This is a genomic window from Streptococcus sp. HMSC10E12 (assembly GCF_001807855.1).
Taxonomy (GTDB): Bacteria; Bacillota; Bacilli; order Lactobacillales; family Streptococcaceae; genus Streptococcus; species Streptococcus salivarius.
This window is the reverse complement of the sequence record NZ_KV791119.1, coordinates 1-22,058: the sequence shown is the minus strand read 5'-3', so window position 1 is coordinate 22,058 and position 22,058 is coordinate 1. Positions and strand designations below refer to the sequence as shown.

At 39.1% G+C, this 22,058-nt stretch carries 24 protein-coding genes; 4 read left to right on the top strand and 20 right to left on the bottom strand.

Annotation, left to right across the window (positions count from 1 at the left end):
- Both HMPREF3112_RS09860 and HMPREF3112_RS09855 read right to left on the bottom strand, forming a co-directional pair.
- On the bottom strand, positions 1–746 hold a 746-nt coding region (locus HMPREF3112_RS09860), incomplete at its 3' end, for a DeoR/GlpR family DNA-binding transcription regulator (protein ID WP_070439644.1).
- 211 nt (positions 747–957) lie between these two features.
- Positions 958–2,565, bottom strand: a complete 1,608-nt coding sequence (locus HMPREF3112_RS09855; protein WP_049553800.1) for a ribonuclease Y — start codon at positions 2,563–2,565, stop codon at positions 958–960.
- A gap of 143 nt (positions 2,566–2,708) precedes the next feature.
- Between HMPREF3112_RS09855 and HMPREF3112_RS09850 the strand changes: the two genes are divergently transcribed.
- Positions 2,709–3,191: an S-ribosylhomocysteine lyase gene (locus HMPREF3112_RS09850; RefSeq protein ID WP_002885585.1), complete on the top strand. Its 483-nt coding sequence runs from the start codon at positions 2,709–2,711 to the stop codon at positions 3,189–3,191.
- Between the two features lie 29 nt (positions 3,192–3,220).
- Here HMPREF3112_RS09850 and HMPREF3112_RS09845 read toward each other — a convergent pair whose 3' ends face one another.
- The 14 genes from HMPREF3112_RS09845 to HMPREF3112_RS09780 form a co-directional block, all read right to left on the bottom strand.
- Positions 3,221–3,991: an acetyl-CoA carboxylase carboxyl transferase subunit alpha gene (locus tag HMPREF3112_RS09845; protein WP_002885482.1), complete on the bottom strand. Its 771-nt coding sequence runs from the start codon at positions 3,989–3,991 to the stop codon at positions 3,221–3,223.
- Positions 3,988–4,854: an acetyl-CoA carboxylase, carboxyltransferase subunit beta gene (gene accD / locus HMPREF3112_RS09840; RefSeq protein ID WP_070439638.1), complete on the bottom strand. Its 867-nt coding sequence runs from the start codon at positions 4,852–4,854 to the stop codon at positions 3,988–3,990. The genes HMPREF3112_RS09845 and accD overlap by 4 nt, the downstream gene beginning before the upstream one ends.
- 5 nt (positions 4,855–4,859) lie before the next feature.
- The gene (locus HMPREF3112_RS09835) at positions 4,860–6,230 is read right to left on the bottom strand and encodes an acetyl-CoA carboxylase biotin carboxylase subunit (RefSeq protein WP_002885488.1); all 1,371 of its coding nucleotides are present in this window, start codon (positions 6,228–6,230) and stop codon (positions 4,860–4,862) included.
- 118 nt (positions 6,231–6,348) lie between these two features.
- A complete protein-coding gene (gene fabZ / locus HMPREF3112_RS09830; RefSeq protein WP_002885470.1) occupies positions 6,349–6,774 on the bottom strand; it encodes a 3-hydroxyacyl-ACP dehydratase FabZ in 426 nt (141 codons plus the stop codon).
- Complete coding sequence (gene accB / locus HMPREF3112_RS09825) at positions 6,771–7,265, bottom strand: acetyl-CoA carboxylase biotin carboxyl carrier protein (RefSeq protein ID WP_002885548.1); 495 nt, start codon at positions 7,263–7,265, stop codon at positions 6,771–6,773. The genes fabZ and accB overlap by 4 nt, the downstream gene beginning before the upstream one ends.
- 3 nt (positions 7,266–7,268) lie before the next feature.
- The gene (fabF, locus tag HMPREF3112_RS09820; RefSeq protein ID WP_002885574.1) at positions 7,269–8,501 is read right to left on the bottom strand and encodes a beta-ketoacyl-ACP synthase II; all 1,233 of its coding nucleotides are present in this window, start codon (positions 8,499–8,501) and stop codon (positions 7,269–7,271) included.
- A gap of 60 nt (positions 8,502–8,561) precedes the next feature.
- A complete protein-coding gene (gene fabG / locus HMPREF3112_RS09815) occupies positions 8,562–9,296 on the bottom strand; it encodes a 3-oxoacyl-[acyl-carrier-protein] reductase (RefSeq protein ID WP_002886656.1) in 735 nt (244 codons plus the stop codon).
- 12 nt (positions 9,297–9,308) lie between these two features.
- Entirely contained in the window at positions 9,309–10,229 is a 921-nt protein-coding gene (gene fabD, locus HMPREF3112_RS09810) for an ACP S-malonyltransferase (protein WP_002886655.1), read from the bottom strand.
- Between the two features lie 22 nt (positions 10,230–10,251).
- Positions 10,252–11,217, bottom strand: a complete 966-nt coding sequence (gene fabK / locus HMPREF3112_RS09805; protein WP_002886654.1) for an enoyl-[acyl-carrier-protein] reductase FabK — start codon at positions 11,215–11,217, stop codon at positions 10,252–10,254.
- Between the two features lie 105 nt (positions 11,218–11,322).
- Complete coding sequence (locus HMPREF3112_RS09800) at positions 11,323–11,547, bottom strand: acyl carrier protein (RefSeq protein ID WP_002885495.1); 225 nt, start codon at positions 11,545–11,547, stop codon at positions 11,323–11,325.
- 63 nt (positions 11,548–11,610) lie between these two features.
- Positions 11,611–12,573, bottom strand: a complete 963-nt coding sequence (locus HMPREF3112_RS09795; RefSeq protein WP_037601407.1) for a beta-ketoacyl-ACP synthase III — start codon at positions 12,571–12,573, stop codon at positions 11,611–11,613.
- The gene (locus tag HMPREF3112_RS09790; protein ID WP_002885562.1) at positions 12,573–13,007 is read right to left on the bottom strand and encodes a fatty acid biosynthesis transcriptional regulator FabT; all 435 of its coding nucleotides are present in this window, start codon (positions 13,005–13,007) and stop codon (positions 12,573–12,575) included. Before HMPREF3112_RS09790 ends, HMPREF3112_RS09795 begins: the two co-directional genes overlap by 1 nt.
- A 104-nt stretch (positions 13,008–13,111) precedes the next feature.
- Complete coding sequence (locus HMPREF3112_RS09785) at positions 13,112–13,903, bottom strand: enoyl-CoA hydratase (protein ID WP_070439636.1); 792 nt, start codon at positions 13,901–13,903, stop codon at positions 13,112–13,114.
- 211 nt (positions 13,904–14,114) lie between these two features.
- Positions 14,115–14,753: an HAD family hydrolase gene (locus HMPREF3112_RS09780; RefSeq protein WP_002890035.1), complete on the bottom strand. Its 639-nt coding sequence runs from the start codon at positions 14,751–14,753 to the stop codon at positions 14,115–14,117.
- 129 nt (positions 14,754–14,882) lie between these two features.
- Here HMPREF3112_RS09780 and HMPREF3112_RS09775 point away from each other — a divergent pair, with 129 nt between their 5' ends.
- Positions 14,883–16,241, top strand: coding sequence for an aspartate kinase (locus HMPREF3112_RS09775; RefSeq protein ID WP_048676396.1), 1,359 nt, complete (start codon positions 14,883–14,885; stop codon positions 16,239–16,241).
- Positions 16,242–16,390: 149 nt separating this feature from the next.
- On the opposite strand, the gene asnA is transcribed toward HMPREF3112_RS09775, so the two are convergent.
- Complete coding sequence (gene asnA / locus HMPREF3112_RS09770; protein WP_014633569.1) at positions 16,391–17,383, bottom strand: aspartate--ammonia ligase; 993 nt, start codon at positions 17,381–17,383, stop codon at positions 16,391–16,393.
- Positions 17,384–17,492: 109 nt separating this feature from the next.
- Entirely contained in the window at positions 17,493–18,848 is a 1,356-nt protein-coding gene (rlmD, locus tag HMPREF3112_RS09765; protein WP_048676399.1) for a 23S rRNA (uracil(1939)-C(5))-methyltransferase RlmD, read from the bottom strand.
- A gap of 34 nt (positions 18,849–18,882) precedes the next feature.
- On the opposite strand from rlmD, the gene recX reads away from it, so the two are divergent.
- The gene (gene recX, locus HMPREF3112_RS09760; RefSeq protein WP_048676403.1) at positions 18,883–19,659 is read left to right on the top strand and encodes a recombination regulator RecX; all 777 of its coding nucleotides are present in this window, start codon (positions 18,883–18,885) and stop codon (positions 19,657–19,659) included.
- A gap of 71 nt (positions 19,660–19,730) precedes the next feature.
- Positions 19,731–20,264 carry a nucleoside tri-diphosphate phosphatase gene (locus HMPREF3112_RS09755; protein WP_002886644.1) on the top strand — a complete coding sequence of 178 codons (534 nt, stop codon included), beginning with the start codon at positions 19,731–19,733 and terminating at the stop codon, positions 20,262–20,264.
- Positions 20,265–20,293: 29 nt separating this feature from the next.
- Here HMPREF3112_RS09755 and HMPREF3112_RS09750 read toward each other — a convergent pair whose 3' ends face one another.
- On the bottom strand, positions 20,294–20,953 hold the full coding sequence (locus tag HMPREF3112_RS09750; protein WP_048676406.1) for a DUF1803 domain-containing protein: 660 nt from the start codon (positions 20,951–20,953) through the stop codon (positions 20,294–20,296).
- A gap of 54 nt (positions 20,954–21,007) precedes the next feature.
- Complete coding sequence (locus HMPREF3112_RS09745) at positions 21,008–21,940, bottom strand: manganese-dependent inorganic pyrophosphatase (RefSeq protein ID WP_048676409.1); 933 nt, start codon at positions 21,938–21,940, stop codon at positions 21,008–21,010.
- Positions 21,941–22,058: the final 118 nt, after the last annotated feature.

Here is a 22,058-nt window from a genome sequence, read left to right as displayed (position 1 = left end):
CATACTTCAATAACCCTCGTTTTCTCTTTTAATTCTTTTAGGAGCTCTTCTTCCGAAGCATTTGTAATTATGGTTACTTTCTCGACCTCGGCTACCTTAGCATAGGTAATCTGACCAAGTTTAGAGGCATCCGCTAGAACATAAGCTTTTTGCGCATTAGCTATAACTGTCCGTTTAATAACTGCCTCTTCCATGTCTGGGGTAGTGAAATAATTAGCATCAACGCCATTAGCACCAATGAACGCACAATCAAAATTCAGTTGTCTGATTTGCTCTTGAGCAGTACTTCCAATAGAAGCATCCGTTGAATGTTTAACCTTTCCTCCAACAATCCTAGTGCTAACACCAAGATCTACCAGCTTAACCGCATGGTGGATAGAATTAGTCACAACCGTTACCTGACGATTAGCCAAATGTGGAATCAAAAGTTCATTTGTTGTACTAGCCTCAAGAAAGACGACATCCCCTTCCTTAATCAAATCGGCAGCATAACCAGCTAACTGAGCCTTTTTTTGAACGTTTCTAATAGCTTTTTGACTATTGGCAATTTCTTCCTTTAGACCATGAATGCTTTCAGCACCGCCATGAACACGTTTAAGTTGGCCATCTGCCGCTAACTCGTCCAAGTCGCGACGAATCGTCGACTCGGAAGTATCACTTAACAAAACAGTTAGGTTTTCCAAAGTGACAAAACCATCTTGTTTCAACTGAGACAAGATAATCTGCTTACGTTCAGACTTTAGCATAATCTCTCCTTCTGTAATCGTTTACAAAATCTATTATACTAAATTTTTAATAACTGTCAACTAAAAACAGTCAAAAAAAATCAAAATATTTCATTATCAAATACTTATCTACCAAAATGACGCAATTTGATAAGAAAGTTCTTACATTTTCAAAAAGAATACCCCTTTCAGTATGAAGGGCAAAATAAAAAAGCCTTTCGGCTCTCTTATCTTATTTGGCATAGTCAACCGCACGGAATTCACGAATGACTGTAACCTTAATATTTCCTGGGTAATCCAAATTCTTCTCAATTTGTTCACGTACCTTGTGAGACAAGATTGTAACTTCATCATCTGAGATTTTGTTTGGATGAACCATAATACGAATTTCACGACCAGCTTGAAGGGCGAAGCTTGTTTGAACACCGTCAAAGCTTGATGCAATTTCTTCCAAATCACGAAGGCGTTTGACATAATTCTCAACAGATTCATTACGAGCCCCTGGACGAGCCGAACTCAAAGCATCTGCTGCAGCTACAATAACTGCAATAACGCTCTCAGGTTCTACATCGCCATGGTGGCTGGCAATGGCATTGACCACAACTGGATGTTCTTTGTACTTACGTGCAAACTCTGCACCAATCTCTACGTGGCTACCTTCGACTTCTTTGTCAATGGCTTTCCCCATATCGTGAAGGAATCCAGCACGACGAGCAAGGGCAACATTTTCACCCAATTCACCAGCCATGATACCTGCTAGTTTACCAACTTCAACTGAGTGACGAAGGACGTTTTGACCATACGACGTACGGAACTGCAAGCGTCCCATAATCTTAATCAAATCAGGATGAAGATTCATAGCACCAATTTCGTAGGCTGCCTCTTCACCATATTCACGGATACGGTTATCCATTTCCTGACGGCTCTTCTCAACCAACTCTTCAATACGAGCCGGATGGATACGACCGTCCTTAATCAAGGCCTCGAGAGTCATACGTGCAATTTCACGACGAACTGGATCAAAACCAGAAAGGACAACCACTTCTGGAGTGTCGTCAATAATAACGTCAATACCTGTTAGACTTTCAAGCGTACGGATGTTACGCCCCTCACGTCCAATGATACGACCTTTCATATTGTCATCTGGAAGGTGAACAGTGGTTACTGTTTGTTCAGTAACATAATCTCCAGCCAAGCGTTGCATAGCTTGCGCCAACAAGTTTTTGGCCTTCTTATCAACAGTATCTTTAACCTGTGCTTCTGCATCTTTGATACGTGTTGCAATCTCATGAGTCAGATTATTCTCAGTCTCCGTTAAGATTACCTCACGCGCCTCTGCAATGGTCATCTGACCAACACGTTCAAGTTCAGCTTGCTTCTCAGCCTCCAACTGAGTCACATTCTCTTCACGCTCATTAAGATGTTTAGATTTGTCAGCAAGACTCTGCTCTTTCTTCTCGAGGGTAAGTTCTTTACTTGATAGATTTTCATCCTTACGGTCAAGGCTGGTTGCACGTTCTGTTAAACGATTTTCCATTTGTTTAAGCTCTTGACGTTCAGATTTGAATTCTTTTTCAATATCTTCTCGATATTTTCTAGCTTCCTCTTTTGCTTCTAACAAGAACTCTTTACGTTGAGCCTTACTTTCGCGTTCAGCAGTCACACGCAGATGATCTGCATCATGTTCCGCCTGACTGCGAAGGTTCACAGCGTCTTGTTCTGCCTTTAGCAAGGTAGTTTCTGCTTGTTCCTTAGCTTTGCTAAGTTTAATAGAAATTGCTAAATATCCAACGACTAAACCAATGAGTGCAAAGACAACTAAAATTATCATGTTTATCATGTCTTTACCTCAACTTTTCTAAGGTTTCCCTAAAGAAAACCGTCTTCTAGTGTATCATATTTATAGCGAATTCTCAAATAAATACTAGAACTTTAAACTGATTTTGTGGTATCATAACTCTATTAGAATAGGGAGGTATTACCATGCCAAAAGACGTTACTGTTGAAAGTTTTGAACTTGATCATACCATTGTAAAAGCACCTTATGTCCGTCTTATTTCAGAGGAAGTTGGACCTAAAGGAGATATCATCACAAACTTCGATATCCGTTTGATTCAACCTAATGAAAATAGTATTGATACAGGTGGTCTTCATACTATCGAACACCTACTCGCTAAACTGATTCGTCAACGTATCGATGGACTTATTGATTGCTCACCATTTGGTTGCCGTACAGGCTTCCATATGATTATGTGGGGTAAACAAGATCCTACAGAAATTGCTAAAGTTATCAAATCTAGTCTTGAAGCTATTGCTAACGAGATTACATGGGAAGATGTTCCAGGAACTACCATTGAATCTTGTGGTAACTACAAGGATCACAGTCTTCATTCAGCTAAGGAATGGGCTAAACTTATCCTCGAACAAGGTATCTCAGACCAAGCCTTCGAACGTCATACCGTTTAAAAAACATTGGGATATATCCCAATGTTTTTTTAGTATTTTCTAAAACGTTGATAACGCGCTTCAAGCAAGTCCTCTGTTGATAATTGGCTTAATTCTGCCAACTCATCTACAATTGCTGTCTTAATTGCTTCAATAATTTCACTTGTAAAGTAACCACGTTCTGGAATCACCTTATCAACGATTCCCATATTAAGCAACTCGCCTGATGTAATCTTCATCAACTCTGCTGCCTCTTCTGAACGTGAGCCATCTTTCCAGAGAATAGTCGCAAACCCTTCCGGACTCAAGATAGAGTAGATGGTATTTTCAAGCATCCAAACCTTATCGGCTACCGCCAAGGCAAGAGCTCCTCCCGAACCACCTTCACCAATGATGATGGCAATAATTGGCACCTTAAGATCACTCATTTCCATAAGGTTACGCGCAATTGCCTCACCTTGTCCACGTTCCTCTGCTCCAACACCAGGATAAGCACCTGCAGTATTGATAAAGGTAACAACTGGACGACCAAACTTTTCAGCCTGTTTCATAAGTCGAAGAGCCTTACGATAGCCCTCTGGATGTGGTTGGCCAAAGTTACGGTTAAGGTTGTCTTGAAGATTTCTACCTTTTTGAATACCCACTACAGTAACAGCTTGACCATTTAAACGACCAATACCACCAATAACGGCACCATCATCACGGAAATTACGGTCGCCATGAAGTTCGATAAAGTCATCGAAGATTCCTTGGGCAAAGTCCAAAGCAGTTAAACGGCCTTGATCACGCGCTTCTTTTAAAATACGTGCTACGTCGCTCATTGAACACCTCCATGGAATGATAAGAGTGTGGCAATGGTATCAGCCAACTCTGTACGTTTGACAATGGCATCAACAAAACCATGTTCTTGAAGGAACTCAGCCTTTTGGAAATCATCTGGCAAAGTTTCGCGAACTGTGTTTTCAATGACACGACGACCTGCGAAACCAATCAAGGTTTGTGGCTCAGCCAAGATAATATCACCTTCCATAGCGAAACTTGCTGTAACCCCACCAGTGGTTGGATCTGTCAAGACAGTCAGATACAACAAGCCAGCATTAGAATGACGTTTTACGGCTGCTGAAATCTTAGCCATTTGCATCAAACTCATAATACCTTCTTGCATACGAGCACCACCAGATGCTGTAAAAATAACAACTGGAAGTTTTTTTTCAATCGCATGTTCAAATAGCTGGGTGATTTTTTCACCAACAACAGTTCCCATTGAAGCCATGATAAAGTTAGAATCCATAATGGCCAAGGCTGTTTTTTGCCCCTTGATAGTTGCAACACCAGTTACAACAGCTTCATCAAGACCCGTTTTTTCCTTAGTCGCTGCTAATTTCTCCATATAACCTGGGAAATTCAATGGATTTTCAGTTTTAATACCAGTAAAAAGTTCTTGGAATGACCCCTCATCAACCGTTAAATCGAGACGTTCTTTAGCTGAAATACGGAAGGTATAAGAACAATTTGGACAAATTTTAGCTTGTCCCAAGTCCTTTTGATAAATAGCTTGTTTACAACCAGGACATTTGGCAAAAAGTTCATCTGGAACTTCTGGCACTTGGTGATCAATCCCATTACGTACAGAACGGTTAGGATTGATACGGATATACTTTTCTTTTCGATCAAATAATCCCATAAACTTTATTCCTCACGATTCTGATAATCTGGTAGGAAGGTCTCCATCAAGAAGGAAGTATCATAATCCCCAGCGATAACGCTACGATCTGAAATCAAATCCAACTGGAAGTCAGCATTAGTCACAACACCATCGATTTCGAGCTCGTAAAGGGCACGTTGCATCTTCATGAGTGCCTCAAATCGATTCTCTCCATGAACAATGATTTTGGCAATCATTGAATCATAGTAAGGTGGAATAGTATAGCCAGGATAAACTGCACTGTCTACACGAAGACCAACACCACCACTAGGTAGGTAGAGATTGCTAATTTTCCCTGGACTAGGTGCAAAGTTGAACTTAGGATTTTCTGCATTGATACGACACTCAATAGCATGTCCCTTGATTTCAATATCATCTTGGGTCACAGAGAGTTTTTCACCTGCGGCAATACGGATTTGTTCTTTAACAATATCCACACCACTTACAAATTCTGTAACTGGGTGCTCAACTTGAACTCGGGTATTCATTTCCATGAAGTAGAACTGACCTGTTTTTTCATCAAGAAGAAACTCAATAGTACCCGCATTTTCATAATTAACAGCCTTAGCAGCACGGACAGCCGCTGAACCAATTTCGTGTCGAAGAGTCTTACCAATAGCAACTGAAGGTGATTCTTCCAAGACCTTTTGGTTATTACGTTGAAGAGAGCAATCGCGCTCACCAAGGTGAACAATGTTACCGTAGCTATCTCCCAAAATCTGAACCTCGATATGACGAGCTGGGTAAATAACTTTTTCAATATACATCGCCCCATTACCAAAGGCTGCTTTAGCTTCTTGTGACGCAGATTCGAAAGCGGGAGCTAACTCTTCTTCAGTGTTAACCTTACGAATCCCCTTACCGCCACCACCAGCAGAAGCCTTAAGCATGACTGGGTAACCAAGACGGTTGGCAACTTCCAAAGCCTCCTCAGCTGTAAAGACTTCACCATCTGAACCAGGAATTACAGGGACATTAGCCTTAATCATTTCAGCACGGGCATTGATTTTGTCACCCATCTTGTCCATGACTTCGCCTGAAGGACCAATAAACTTGATGTTCATTTCTTCACAGAGAGTGGCAAATTTAGAGTTTTCACTCAAGAAACCAAACCCTGGGTGAATAGCTTGAGCCTCAGTCACAATAGCAGCTGATAGGACACGATTCATATTCAAATAAGAATCCGTTGATTTTGCAGGCCCGATACAAATAGCTTCATCAGCAAGCATAGTATGGAGAGAATCCTTATCTGCTTCAGAATAAATAGCAACCGTTTGGATACCCAATTCACGCGCTGCACGGATAATACGCACTGCAATTTCACCACGATTGGCAATCAATAATTTTTTAAACATAAAACAAGATAACATCAGACATTTTTTGATAGTCTGTGTTGATTTCCTTTCTATGTGATAGACCAATGTCTAAAGAAAAATCCTTTCCGACTGTCGCCAGAAGGATTTTCACAAAACATTAGCTTCCAATAGCAAAAGTCAAAGTACCTGATGCAGCAAGTTTACCATCGACTTCAGCCTTAGCTTCAACAACAGCAATTGTTCCACGACGTTTAACAAACTTAGCTGTCATAACAAGTTGGTCACCAGGAACCACTTGTTTTTTAAATTTAACCTTATCCATACCTGCGTAAAAGACTAATTTGCCCTTATTTTCAGGTTTAGACAATTCAAGAACACCAGCTGTTTGCGCAAGAGCTTCCATGATAAGAACGCCAGGCATAACTGGGTATTGAGGAAAATGTCCATTAAAGAAAGGTTCATTGATCGTTACATTTTTAATAGCTGTGATTTCGTCTTCTGAAACTTCTAGCACACGGTCAACCAAAAGCATTGGATAACGGTGTGGTAAAGCTTCACGAATAGCATTAATATCAATTGTCATTTGATGCGTACCAATCCTTTTCCATAGTCAACAACTTCTTCATTCGCTACCAAGATCTCAGTAATAACACCATCTTTAGGCGCTGGCACTTCATTCATAACCTTCATCGCTTCAACGATAAGAAGAGTTTGACCTTTCTTAACAGTGTCGCCAACAGAAACAAAGGCTGGTTTTTCAGGTGATGGAGACAAGTAAGCCACACCGACAAGTGGACTTTCAACCACTTCTCCTTCAGCAGCTTGAGCTGGTGCAGAAGCTTCTTCAACTGGTGTTGCTGGAGTTTCAACAGCAGCAGGTGCTGCTACTGGAGCAACCGGAGCCTGAGGAGCTGGCGCAACTACTTCAACTGTAGGAGCTACTGGGGCAGCTGTTACTGAACTTGTTTGATTTTTGCTCAAGTTCAATTCTTCACCATTGTTTTTGTATGAAAATTCACGCAAAGTTGATGCATCAAATTGAGCCAACAAATCTTTGATTTCAGAAATATTCATGAATTAAGCCTCCCAACGTTTAAAGGCAAGAACAGCATTGTGTCCACCAAAACCGAAAGTATTTGAAATTGCGTACTCAATATCAGCTTCTTGACCTTCACCATAAACAACATTAGCTTCGATGTAGTCAGACAATTCTTTTGTACCAGCAGTTTTTGGTACATAGCTATGACGAATAGCTTCGATTGTTGCAATAGCCTCAACCGCACCAGCAGCACCTAGCAAGTGACCTGTAAATGATTTAGTAGATGAAACTGGAACATCTTTACCAAGTACAGAAACAATGGCACCACTTTCACCCTTTTCATTAGCAGGTGTTGATGTCCCGTGAGCATTGACATAATCAACATCTTCAGGTTTGATACCAGCTTCATTGATAGCCAATTTAATTGCTTTAGCAGCACCTGAACCGTCTGGAGTTGGTGTTGTCATGTGGTAGGCATCACAGTTTGATCCGTAACCAACAATCTCAGCCAAGATGTTAGCACCACGTTTTTGGGCATGTTCCAAGCTTTCGATAACGAGAACCCCTGCACCTTCACCCATAACAAAACCATTACGGTCTTTATCAAATGGAATTGATGAACGTTCTGGATCCTCTGTTGTTGAAAGTGCTGTAAGAGCATTGAAACCACCAATACCAATCTTAGTGATTGAAGCTTCAGCACCACCAGCCAAGACAACATCATGCAAACCGAATTTAATTTCACGGAAGGCTTCACCGATTGCATCATTGGCAGAGGCACAAGCAGTCGTCACTGATTTACATACCCCTTGAGCACCAATTTTAAGAGCAATGTTACCAGCACCCATGTTTGAAAGTGCTTTAGGGATAAACATTGGTTTGATACGTTTCATCCCACGTTCGTGCATACGAATGATTTGATCTTCAAGTTCTTGAAGACCACCGATACCAGATGACACGATGACACCAACACGATCACGATCTTCTTCTTCCATGTTAAGTCCTGAATTTTCAAGAGCTTCCATAGCAGCATAAATCGCATAAAGTGAGTAAGTGTCCATACGGTTAGTATCTTTTTTCACAAAGTACTTATCGAACGGGAAATCTTGGATTTCACCAGCGTTAAAGACTGGAATTTCAGAAGCATCGAACTTCGTAATTGGTTTGATACCAATTTTACCGTCATGAAGACTGTTCCAAAATTCTTCTGGTGTATTACCGATTGGTGAGGTTACGCCGTAACCTGTAACAACAACACGATTTGTAGACATATATATTCTCCTTTTGTCGGATGGATATTCTAGTAAATGATTTTTTATATTGACATTCAATTATTGCATGGTCATACCACCATCAATAGCGATGGTTTGACCTGTGAGATATTCTTGACTAGCCAAGAATGCTGCAACTTCAGCCACTTCTTCTGCTTGACCAATACGTTTCATTGGCACTTGAGCAATCATAGCATCTTTCATTTTCTCTGGAATAGCGTCAGTCATATCTGATTCAATGAAACCAGGAGCAATAGCATTGACACGGACACCACGAGCCGCAACTTCACGCGCCACTGATTTTGTAAAACCAATCAAACCAGCTTTTGAAGCCGCATAGTTAGCTTGACCAATATTCCCCATGAGACCTACAACAGATGACATATTGATGATGGCACCTTGACGAGCCTTAGACATTGGTTTTAAGACAGCCTGTGTCATATTGAAAGCACCAGTCAAGTTGATTTTCAAGACACGTTCAAAATCTTCTTCACTCATCTTCAACATCAACTTATCGTTAGTGATCCCAGCATTATTAACTAGAACATCAACACTACCAAGCTTTTCAATAGCTTCAGCTACCATACGTTTAGCATCTTCACCGTTAGAAATATCACCTGAGATACCTACAACAGTTACACCATAATCTGCAAACTGTGCAAGCAAGTCCTCAGAGATTTCAGAACGTCCATTTAAAACAACATTGGCACCAAGACTAGCAAATTTGTGTGCCACAGCTAATCCAATTCCACGTGTTGAACCTGTTACAAAAACATTTTTATTCTTAAGTTCCATGTTTACCTCGTTTTAAGCATTAAGAAGGGCATCAAGACTAGCTTGATCTTCAACATTATGAGTTGGTAAGGTTTTATCAATTTTCTTCAAGAAGCCTGACAAGACTTTTCCTGGACCAATCTCAATTACTTCATCTACACCAAATTCTTGGATAGTGGCAATCGAATCATAAAAACGTACAGGTTCCATCACCTGACGAGCCAAAAGTGCTTTGACGTCTTCTGACTTCATGATTTGAGCCTCAGTATTACCTACTAAAGGAAGCGTAAAGTCCTTGAATGACACTTTCTCAAGTTCTGCTGCCAATTTTTGACTAGCTGATTCAAGTAAAGCTGTATGGAACGGCCCTGAAACATTAAGAGGAATCAGACGTTTAGCACCAGCTTCTTTAAGCAATTCCACAGCATAATCAACAGCCTCAACTTCACCACCAATAACAATTTGTGCTGGAGTATTATAGTTAGCAGGCGTTACTACACCCTTTTCAGATGCTTTTTGACAGATTTCTTCAATCAAACTTGGATCTGTATTCATGACAGCAACCATTTTCCCACTTCCAGCAGGAGCAGCTGTTTCCATGAATTCTCCACGTTTAGCAACCAAGGCTACCGCATCCTCAAATGAGAGTGCTCCGGCCGCAACTAGGGCAGAATATTCACCCAAAGAGAGACCGGCAACAATATCAGGAGTGATACCATTTTCTGCCAAAAGGCGATAAATGGCTACTGACGTTGTCAAAATAGCTGGTTGAGTATAGCGTGTCTGATTAAGTTTTTCTTCGTTAGAATCAATCAATTCACGCAAATCATAACCTAGAATACGACTAGCCGTATCAAATGTCTCTTTGACAACGGGATAAGTCGCATACAAATCGCTCGCCATGCCCAATTTCTGAGCCCCTTGACCAGCAAATAAGAACGCACGTTTTGTCACTATCCTAATCCTTTCGACGTTTTTAGACGTTTACATCTGCCCAACGAGCAGCTTCTTCTTTAATCACCTTGGCAGCACCTGTGTATAGGTCTTCCAAGATTTCTGCACATGTTTCTTCTTTACGAACAAGACCTGCAATTTGTCCAGCCATAACTGAACCATATTCCACATCTCCATCAACAACCGCGTTACGAAGGGCACCTGCACCAAGCTCTTCAATTTCCTCTTGAGTCTTCTTACCAGCCAAGAAATCTTTTTCAGCTTGGTTATATTCAGTAGCCAATTTATTCTTAATCGCACGAACTGGGTGTCCAACAACTGAGGCTGAAATAACAGTATCAATATCTTTAGCCTTCAAAATCTTATCTTTGAAGTTTTGGTGTGCATTAGATTCTTTAGCAACAGCGAAACGCGTACCAACCTGAACGGCTTCTGCTCCAAGCATAAGAACAGCAGCCATACCACGTCCATCAGCAACACCACCAGCTCCAATAACTGGGATAGATACCGCATCAGCAACTTGGCGAACAAGTGCCATAGTTGTCAATTTACCGATGTGACCACCAGCTTCCATACCTTCTGCGACAACAGCATCTGCTCCAAGTTTTTCCATACGTTTAGCAAGTGCTACCGATGGAATAACTGGGATTACTGTAATTCCAGCTTCGTGGAAACGCTCCATATATTTACCTGGGTTTCCGGCTCCTGTTGTAACAACCTTAACGCCCTCTTCGATAACGAGGTCGACGATGTCATCTGCAAATGGTGACAAAAGCATGATATTAACACCGAATGGTTTGTCAGTGATTTGTTTTACTCTATCAATGTTAGCTTTTACCACTTCTTTAGGGGCATTACCACCACCAATAATTCCGAGTCCACCAGCATTTGAAACGGCTCCTGCCAAGTCACCATCAGCAACCCAGGCCATACCACCTTGGAAGATTGGATATTTAATTCCTAACAGTTCTGTAATACGAGATTTCATTTTGCACCTTTTTTCGATTTTCTAATCAAATAAATAGTTTAATAATCAAAGTAATTGTATAAACAAAGGAGAATATCCCAAATAAGAATATTCTCTATGCCCTGCTTATTTAGTTTTTTCTTCTACGTAAGCAACAAGGTCACCAACAGTGTTAAGACCTTCTTCAGTTTCGATTTGGATATCGAACTCATCTTCGATTTCTGAGATAACTTGGAACACGTCAAGTGAGTCAGCGTCAAGTTCGTCAAAAGTAGTTTCTACTTTTACTTCTTCTGCATCTTTCCCAAGTTCTTCAACGATGATTTCTTGTACTTTTTCAAATACTGCCATTTTAATTTCTCCTTTAAGATAAATATATTTCTTATAATCTATGCTGGTGCATAATTTATATAACTAGATTTTAACAATAAGACTGCCCCATGTCAAACCCCCACCAAAACCTGATAAGAGAATTGTTTGACCGCTGTCTAATTTTAAGGTCCCATTCGCCACGTTTTCAGAAAGCAGAATTGGGATACTTGCCGCACTGGTATTACCATAAGACATCATGTTTGCCAAGAATTTGTCACGACTGACATCAATTTTCTTAGCCATAATATCCAAAATACGAATGTTAGCTTGATGAAGAAGGAAGTAATCAGGCTCACCTTTTTCTTCAACCAAGGCCTTAATACTCTTTGAAACCGTCTTAACGGCAAAATCAAAGATTGCTTTCCCATCCATTTGCATATAGGGATTAGGCTGATCAGACTCATCTGAATAAGGCGAGATAACTGCAGAGGCTCCTGACTCAAGACCACCCTTGCTACCATCGGTATTTAAAGATTCTCCCAAGAAATGTTCTTCATCAGTTTCTTCCAAGAGGACCCCGCCAGCACCATCTCCAAAGAGGACAGCTGTTGTACGGTCAGACCAGTCTAATGTTTTAGAAAGGACTTCAGCACCAATGACTAGACCTCTTTTGTAGACACCTGACTTAATCAATTTTTCTGCGGTTGCCAGGGCAAAGACAAACCCACTACATGCCGCAGTAATATCAAAAGCAAAGGCATTGACTGCTCCAATTGTTCCTTGAACACGCGCTGCCACTGACGGCATCGAGCTATCAGGAGAAATCGTTGCAACTAAAACAAAGTCTAGCTCCTCAGGAGCTAATCCTGATTTTTCTAATAGCTGATGAGCAACATTGGTAGCTAAATCACTCGTGTTCTCATTCAATGAGATGCGACGTTCCTGAATACCTGTACGCGAGCGAATCCACTCATCGCTAGTATCCATGATTTTTGATAGGTCATCATTGGTCACGACCTGAGCAGGTGCATAATGGGCAACCTGACTAATTTTTGCAAATGCCATTATTTCAACTCCTCAAGAAAGGCGTGGAGATTTTCCAATCCCTTGCTCATAACCTTCAATTCCTCGTCGTTAAAGCCTTCCGTAATCCTCATCACCATTGATTTATGAAAACGACGGTGAAGACGATATACCAAACGACCCTTTTTAGAAAGCGATAGATGGACCACACGACGGTCAACTGATGAACGCGTACGGACAATATAACCTTTCTTTTCAAGTTTATTGAGAGAAGTTGTTACAGTACCAAGAGTTAGCATGAGTTCTTTAGCTACTGCACTTGGTGTCGTATCTGGATGTGTACCGATCACATCAATGGTATGCATTTCCTTGAGGGAAACATCGTTAAATTTTGAATTCTTTAAACTTGCTTCTTCGATAATAACTACGTTATTAAAAATATCAACAAGATAGCCATCAATTTTGTCGTAATTCACACCAGACTCCTTTCAATAAAACTTTGACTTTCAAATTATATCAGACTCAAACTAAATTCGCAAGCCCGATTAAAAAACTTTAGTTTTTCTTTTAGAAAATGTGGTTATTTCCCTTGGAATTTAGGTCGACGACGCTCACTGTAAGCACGTACCCCTTCTTTGAAGTCCTCAGTGAAGGCAAGAGATTTTTGCAAATCAAGTTCCAACTTAGCGTAATTTTCCCATCCTGCAAATTCAGATTCCCAGACCATTTCTTTAATGGCTTTAAAGGAATTCACTGAAGAGCGGTTCAATTTTTTAATCAATTGACCCACAGTTTTTTCAAGTTTTTCTGACTCAACAACTTTGTAGGCAATTCCCCAGGCCAAGGCTTTTTCAGCTGATACTGGTTCTCCTGTCATGGTAATTTGAGTCGCACGGTTAATACCGATTGAACGTGTCAAAAGGTAGAGACCTCCAGCGTCAGGTGCCAAACCAACACCTACAAAAGCTTGGATGAATTTAGCTTTATCTGATGCAATCGTAAAATCAGCAGCAACAGCTAAGTTAGCTGCAGCACCTGCACATGGTCCATCAACTACCATGATAACTGGTTTAGGCAATTTTTTAAGAGCAAAAGAAATTTCATTTACCTGCTCAGCAATACGAACCAAAGACTGTACATCATCTAAAGCAACCGCTTTTTGCATTTGATCAAGGTCACCACCAACAGAAAAGACTTTCCCATTAGCATTGATTACCAAGAATTTTACTGACGCGTCTTGTTTAGCTTCCTCAATTGCAGCCATAATCTCATCACAAACTGGAATATTAAACCCATTTTGCACTTCTGGACGATTAAGTGTTAAAGTTGCTACTCCATCTTCAACACTATAAAGAATTGTTTCGTAAGCCATTTTTTGCATTCCTCCGATAACTAGTTCCTATATGAAAAACGTATGTTCTTTATATTTTTATCACAATTTTATTTGATGAATAGATAATTTGATTATCAAATCATTCATCGTTATTTTCTAGTATACCATAGTCCATCTAAAGGTCAACAGAAACTTAGAGTTTTTTAATTTGATACATCAAAACACCGAGTTCTACAACTCGGTGTCTCTTCTATTTTAATAAATCTAAAACATCTATAAGGTTATCCAACAAGCCTTTGGCTGCACCTTGATCCATGCCAAAACGATTATCTTTAATGGCCCAAACCTCAACACCTGCAGCGACTCCGGCAGCAATCCCCTTTTCGCTATCTTCGATAATCAGCGCCTGATTTGCTTCCACGTTCAAATGCTGTAATGCTGTCAGATAAATCTCTGGATTGGGTTTACTCTCCTTAAATTCTTCTCCTGAGAGAACCACATCAAAGAAACCATTCAAATGATTTTCCTCCAAAGCTCTAAGGATATCTGCCTTTACTGAGCTAGAAGCTAAACCTATTTTCAACCCTCGAGAATTCACTTCATTCAAGACCTTGAAAACATCAGGAAAGATTAATTCTTTATAGGGTAAGGGGTTGTCTTGTTTATAGGCATTATACTCTTCTTGTAAAGTTGGCACATCCCAGTTATCATAGTCATCTCTGAGAATATTTTCCCAAACTTGCTTGGTATTTCCACCTATAAAGAAAGACGGGGGTAAATGGTCTATTGAAATTCCCTTTTGAGCTAAGAAATTTGCACGTCGATCATAATAATATTTTTCAGTGTCAAAAAGGACACCATCCATATCAAAAATAATTGCCTCTACCACGGGATATCCTCCTTTTCTTTCCTTATTGTACCATAATCAGACTAAATCTTACTTGCTTTTAAAAACAATGTGACAAATTGTCAGAATTTTGCTATAATTGTAGAGTAATTTAAAATTTTTGGAGTAACTATGAAAGTCATCAAATTCGGTGGGAGCTCACTTGCTTCAGCCACACAATTAGAAAAAGTCTTAAACATTGTAAAATCTGACCCTGAACGTCGCTTTGTCGTAGTATCAGCCCCTGGTAAGCGTAACGATGAAGATACCAAAGTCACAGACGCCTTGATTAAATACTATAAACACTACACAAAAGGTGCTGATGTCAAAGCTGACCAAGAATGGATTATTAACCGCTACCAAGCTATGGTCGATGAGCTAGGCTTCAAATCAACAGAAATGGCGAAGATTGCTAAATCTATCAACGATCTTGCCACTCTTCCTATTGAAGACAATGATTTCCTTTATGATACTTTCCTAGCTGCAGGGGAAGATAATAACGCAAAATTAATCGCAGAATATTTCCGTAATAACGGTATTGAAGCACGTTACGTTCACCCTCGCCAAGCTGGTATTTTTGTCTCAAGCGAACCAGGAAATGCTCGTATCCTTCCAGGAGCTTATGACAAGTTGGAAGAGCTTCGTGAATCAGATGAGGTTCTTGTTATCCCTGGTTTCTTCGGTGTTACCCCTGATAATCAAATTTGTACTTTCTCACGTGGAGGCTCTGATATCACTGGTTCTATCGTTGCAGCTGGAGTTAAGGCAGATTTATATGAAAACTTCACAGATGTAGATGGTATTTTCGCAGCCCATCCTGGTGTCGTTCATGAACCACATTCAATTCCAGAGTTGACTTACAAGGAAATGCGTGAATTGGCGTATGCTGGCTTCTCAGTTCTTCATGACGAAGCCCTTCTCCCTGCCTACCGTGGTAAAATTCCACTCGTTATTAAAAATACAAATAACCCAGACCACCCAGGCACACGCATTATTCTTGAACACAAGGGTGCAACTGTTCCTGTCGTTGGTATCGCGAGTGATGATGAATTCGTCAGCATCAATATGAGCAAATACCTCATGAACCGTGAAGTTGGTTTTGGACGTAAGGTTCTCCAAATTTTGGAAGATTTAAACATCCGTTGGGAACACATGCCTTCTGGAATTGATGATCTCTCAATCATTATTCGAGAACGTGAACTTACCCCAATCAAAGAACAAGAAATTCTTTCATACTTGACTCGTGAACTCGGTGTTGATGAAGTTGAAATTGAACATGGCCTTTCAATCCTCATGATTGTTGGTGAAAATATGAAAGACCACATCGGTGTTACAGCGACAGCGGCTAAAGCGCTCTCTGAAAAACATATTAACCTAGAAATGATTTCTCAAGGTTCTAGTGAGGTTTCTGTTATGTTTGTAATTGAAACTGAGCAAGAAAAAGCAGCTGTCAGAGCTCTTTACGATGCTTTTTTCCGTAGTGACGATTAATCTAAAAACCTATCTCCTTCAAGGGATAGGTTTTTTCTTTATGAAAAAATAAGTCATCTCTCTTGATATCTACTCCAATAGAAAATTCGTTGAGCAATTATACACAGCAATTGCTAACCAAAAAACACTAACTTTCGTTAGTGCTTTTTTTACAAGATATTTTCGTAACTTTCACGAACGGCATCTGGCCAAACTGAAGTTTGAACCTCACCAATATGTTTCTTACGAAGCAAGAACATAGCCATACGTGACTGACCAATACCTCCACCAATTGTTAGTGGGAAAAGGCCATGTAACAAGGCTTGGTGCCAATCCAATTTCAAACGATCTTGGTCGCCAGTAATTTCAACCTGACGTTTAAGGGCATCTTCATCAACACGAATACCCATTGATGACAATTCAAAGGCATGTCCTAATTGTTCATTCCAAACCAAGATATCCCCATTCAAACCATGGTAACCATTCTCAGACTCAGTTGTCCAGTCATCATAGTCAGGTGCACGACCATCATGTGGTTTTCCATCAGGAAGAACACCACCGATACCAATCAAGAATACAGCACCATATTCCTTAGTAATAGCATCTTCACGCTCTTTTGGTGTCAAATCAGGGTACTTCTCAACAAGTTCTTCTGAATGGATGAAGGTAATTTTCTTAGGTAAAATAGCTTCAATATCGTAACGTGCTTCAACTGCTAGCTCAGTCAAACGAATAACCTTATAAATGGTTTCAACAGTTTCTTTCAAGTAAGCGATATTACGATGTCCGTCAGGAATAACTTTTTCCCAGTCCCATTGGTCAACGTAAACAGAGTGCGTTGCATCCAATGAATCTTCATCTGGACGAAGAGCCTTCATATTAACCACGAGCCCTTCACCTTCATTGAAACCAAAACGAGCCAAAGTATGGCGTTTCCATTTTGCTAATGAGTGAACAACTTCGTATGTTGCGTCAGGAATCTGAAGCACATTAACAGTTACAGGATTTTCAATACCGCTCAAATTATCCTGCATACCATCCCCGACCTTACTCAAAATAGGCCCTTGCACTTCAACGACGTCAAGTTTATCAATCAAATACTGTGTAAAAGTATTCTTCACAAAAGAAATTTCCTCTTGTTGATGAATGAAGCTCTTTTTCATACGCTCCTCCTTTAAAAAATCGATAAGCCTATTATACTCCTATTTTTCAGAAAAATAAAGAAATTTTCCAACAATTTGGAAAATTTCTTGTTTTTTATGTTAGGTTTTATCACATTTTCTTAGTTAGCTTCACAACTGCTTCTGTTCGAGCTGTATGAGGAAACATGTCTACTGACTGAATATAATTAACATCATAAACTTTAGCCAAAGAAACTAGGTCTCTAGCCAAAGTAGATACATTACATGAAACATAAACCATTTTTTCAGGAGTGTAGGCCAGTATCGTTTTAAGTAGCTTATCATCTAAACCAGTTCTAGGTGGATCCACAATAAGAGCATCTGCTCGATAGCCTTCCTTGTACCAACGAGGAATGATATCCTCAGCCTTACCCACCTCATAGTGAGCATTCTCCAACCCAAGTGATTTAGCATTCTTTCTAGCATCCTCAATAGCCTCTGGAATAATATCCATACCTCGAATACTCTTTACCTTATTTGCAAAAGCAAGTCCAATAGTACCAACCCCACAATAAGCATCAATAAGGTGTTCAGCCTTACCTACATCCAAAGCTTCAACGGCCTGACCATAGAGTACCTCTGTTTGTTGAGGATTCAACTGGTAAAATGCACGAGGAGAGAGAGCAAAGTTATAGTCCAGTACCTCTTCTTGAATAGCGTCTTGCCCCCAAAGAATTTCCGTCTCTTGACCATAAATCTCGCTAGATTTCGAATAATTATAATTGACAGCAATAGTTACAATCTCTGGAAAACTTTCCGTCAATTCCTTAACCAATTTAGTGAAAGAAACTGATTTAGAGGTTACAAAAATCAACTGGACCTGATTTGAACCCAAAGCACGTCGTATCATAACGGTCCGAATTCCAGAAATTTTACGCTCATTATAAATTGGGAACTTGTATTTATCTAACAAATTTGTCACCTTATTCATGATGACTTGAGTTAGCTCATCCTGAACTAGGCAATCATCAATATTAATGAGGCGATGACTCCCTTCCGCAAATAAGCCAGCTTTGACTGAACCACCAAAAGAACGGGTTTGAAATTGTAGTTTGGCTCGGTAATGTTGTGGTTGCTCCATCCCTATTGTTGGACGAATGTCATATGACTCAAAATTAGTCGGTTTAAACTTCTTCAAGGCTTGTCCTAATAAGTCAGTTTTAAACTCTAATTGCTTATCATAACGAAGATGCATTAACTGGCAACCGCCACAGTCTTCATAAATACTACATGCAGGTTCAACACGAAACTTAGAAGGCTTATTAATCTTTAATAATTTTGCCTGAACAAAGTTTCTCTTAACAGAAACAACCTGACAAAATACTTCTTCACCCTTCAAAGCCCCTGGCACAAAAACTAGAGTTTTCTTATAAAAACCAATGCCTTCGCCATTGATTCCCATGCGTTTTATCTTAAGCGGGATACGCTGTTTCACTTGTAAATTCATACTACCATTCTAACATTTTGATATAATAATAACTATGAAAATCACAAAAATCGAGAAGAAAAAGAGACTTTATCTCCTTGAGATAGACAAAAAAGAGAGTCTCTACGTTACAGAAGATACCATCGTTAAATACATGTTGACAAAAGAAATGATACTGGACAAAGATCAACTAGAGAATATTAAATCCTTTGCCCAGTTCTCGCATGGTAAAAATTTAGCCCTCTATTTTATTTCCTTTAAACAACGTACTGAGAAAGAGGTAAAAGATTACCTTTTTAAACATGAAATAAACCCTCATATAATTCCAAAAATTATTGATAATCTAAAAAAAGATCACTGGATTGATGATTACAAACTCCTAGAAAGTCTAGCTCAACAAAATCTGAATTCAGGCGATAAAGGAGCCTATGTGCTGAAGCAAAAATGGCTTCAAAAAGGTTGTAACAAACAGATCATTGATGATGTTTTAAGTCAATTTGACTTCTCAGAATTAGCCATTAGAGTAGCTTCAAAACTGTTACGAAAATATCAGGGAAAACTACCATCTAAAGCCCTAAAAGATAAATTAACTCAAAGCCTTATCAATAAAGGTTTTTCATTTCAAGAAAGTAAACTAGCAATCAATCATCTAGAACTTGAAGCAGATGAAGAAACTGAACAAGCTCTCCTTTATAAAGAAATAGATAAGCAATATCAAAAATTTAGTAAAAAATACGACGGTTATGAACTTAAGCAGCGCTTGACACAATCTTTAGCCAGAAAAGGTTATGACTTTGATGCCATAGCATCCGCTCTAAGAGAATATTTATAGGAATTCCCCCCTCTTTTCACAAAATTATGATACAATAGTGGGGATAACCCTTATTGTAGAAAGAGGACGCCATGAAATTACCAAAAGAAGGCGACTTTATCACAATTCAAAGTTATAAGCATGATGGTAGTTTGCACCGTACTTGGCGCGATACTATGGTACTAAAGACAACTGAGAATGCTGTTATTGGCGTTAACGACCACACCCTCGTTACTGAAGCAGACGGAAGACGATGGGTAACACGTGAACCTGCTATTGTTTATTTCCACAAAAAATACTGGTTTAATATTATAGCCATGATTAGGGATAACGGCATTTCCTACTACTGCAATTTAGCTAGTCCATATATTTTGGACCAAGAAGCACTAAAATATATTGACTACGACCTAGATGTCAAAGTCTTCGCTGATGGTGAAAAAAAATTGCTAGATGTAGATGAGTATGAAACACATAAAAAAGAAATGCATTACTCTCCTGATATTGACTATATCTTAAAGGAACATGTTAAAATCTTAGTAGATTGGATTAACAATGGTAAGGGGCCATTTTCACAATCTTATGTTAACATCTGGTACAAACGTTATCTTGAACTAAGGAATCGTTAAAGTTGTCATAAAAAAGACTAGTAATATTACTAGTCTTTTTTTGCACTAAAAACTAATGCTTCAGAATCTAAGTCCATATTCAAAAGATAACGACCTTCTTCTACTTGAATAAGATACCCTAATAATTCTAAAGCATCAACAAAAATATTCCTCCTCTTTTGAAGTACATATTCCTTCCTTATGTATTTTAATAGAAAAGTCGTTACATGTTTCAAAAAGTATTCAGGATTAACATCCCCTAATATGTCATATAATCTATTCTGCTCTTCAGATAATGGTAGATTTTCTCTTAATTTATAGAAATAATTTGAAATCGTAAGTTCGTCTCGCGTAATACCCGTTTGTTCGATAATAACAGCATCATTAGTTGAATTAGATATCTCAGTAACAAAACTACGATTTAATAGTTCTAAATAACAGGAAGAATCATCATTAATAAAAAAATGCTGGTCTAAGTCAATTGTAGAAGAATCCGTCACTAGATTAATTAATAAACGATAACGTTTCTCGAATCGTTCAATATAGCCTGCTTTAACAAACTCCTCAATTAATTTATCTATATTCTTTTGAAAAGGAAACTGCCTTTTTATTGCTCTCAGGGTCACAGGCTGATTAAGATATAGATAATTCACTATTTCCATAAAAAAAGCTTGCTTACATAGTTTGTTTGGGTTAAATTGTATTATCATAAGAAGTATTATACCATTAATCAGACCACTAAAAAAAGGCCTGACGGCCTAATTTTATGCATTAAAGCTTTCAGTCAACTGTGGTACTACTTGTTTCTTACGAGAAACGGCACCTTCAAGGAAAGCATGATTATTTTCTAAAACAAAATCAAAGGCATTTTCAACATTATCAGTATTTGAACCAAGTGCAAGAATTTCTGAATTTGAATTAAGGATATCAGTAATCATTAAGACAAAGTCAGAGTATCCATTGCTTTTAATTGAGTTATTAATAGCTTCTTCGATTTCCTCTTGACGAGAAAGAACATCGGCAATATCAACAGTATTAACTTGTGCAACACGAACTTGATTGCCATTCAATTCGAAAGTTTTGGCATCAATATCAATAAGTTCTTCAGCAGATTTAGAAGAAAGATTAGTACCAGCTTTAAGCATAGCTAGACCATATTCTTCTAGATTAACACCAGCAATTTCTGCAAGTTCAGCTGCGACTGCAGGATCTGAAGCATGTGTAGTTGGAGATTTAAGAAGAAGAGTATCTGAAATCAAACCTGACAAAAGCAACCCAGCCACTTCCTTAGGAACTTCAACATTGTTTTCTTTAAACATACGATAAACAATTGAAGATGCAGATCCAACAGGTTCCAATCGCATCATTAATGGATTAGCAGTTTCAAAGTTAGCCACACGATGATGGTCTACTACCTCAATAACCTCAACATCCTTAATATCTGAAATAGATTGTTGAAACTCATTATGGTCTGTAAGAATTACTTGATTAACTCCCTCTGACAGAGCTGATTCAACAACTCGTGGTGCCTCAACACCAAAATAATCAAGAACGAAAGCAGTTTCTTCGTTAGGAGTACCTAAAGCAACAGCTTCAGCATCAACGCCAAGTTGACGTTTCAAATAAGCGTATCCATAAGAAGACCCAATCGCATCAGAATCAGGGTTTTGATGACCAAAAACAAAAACTTTAGACATAAATTCACCTCAAAAATAGTATTATAAGCTATTATAACATATAAAAAAAAGAAACAAAATAAAAAGAGTAACCTAAGTCACTCAAAAATATAGTCCGTACGGGATTCGAACCCGTGTT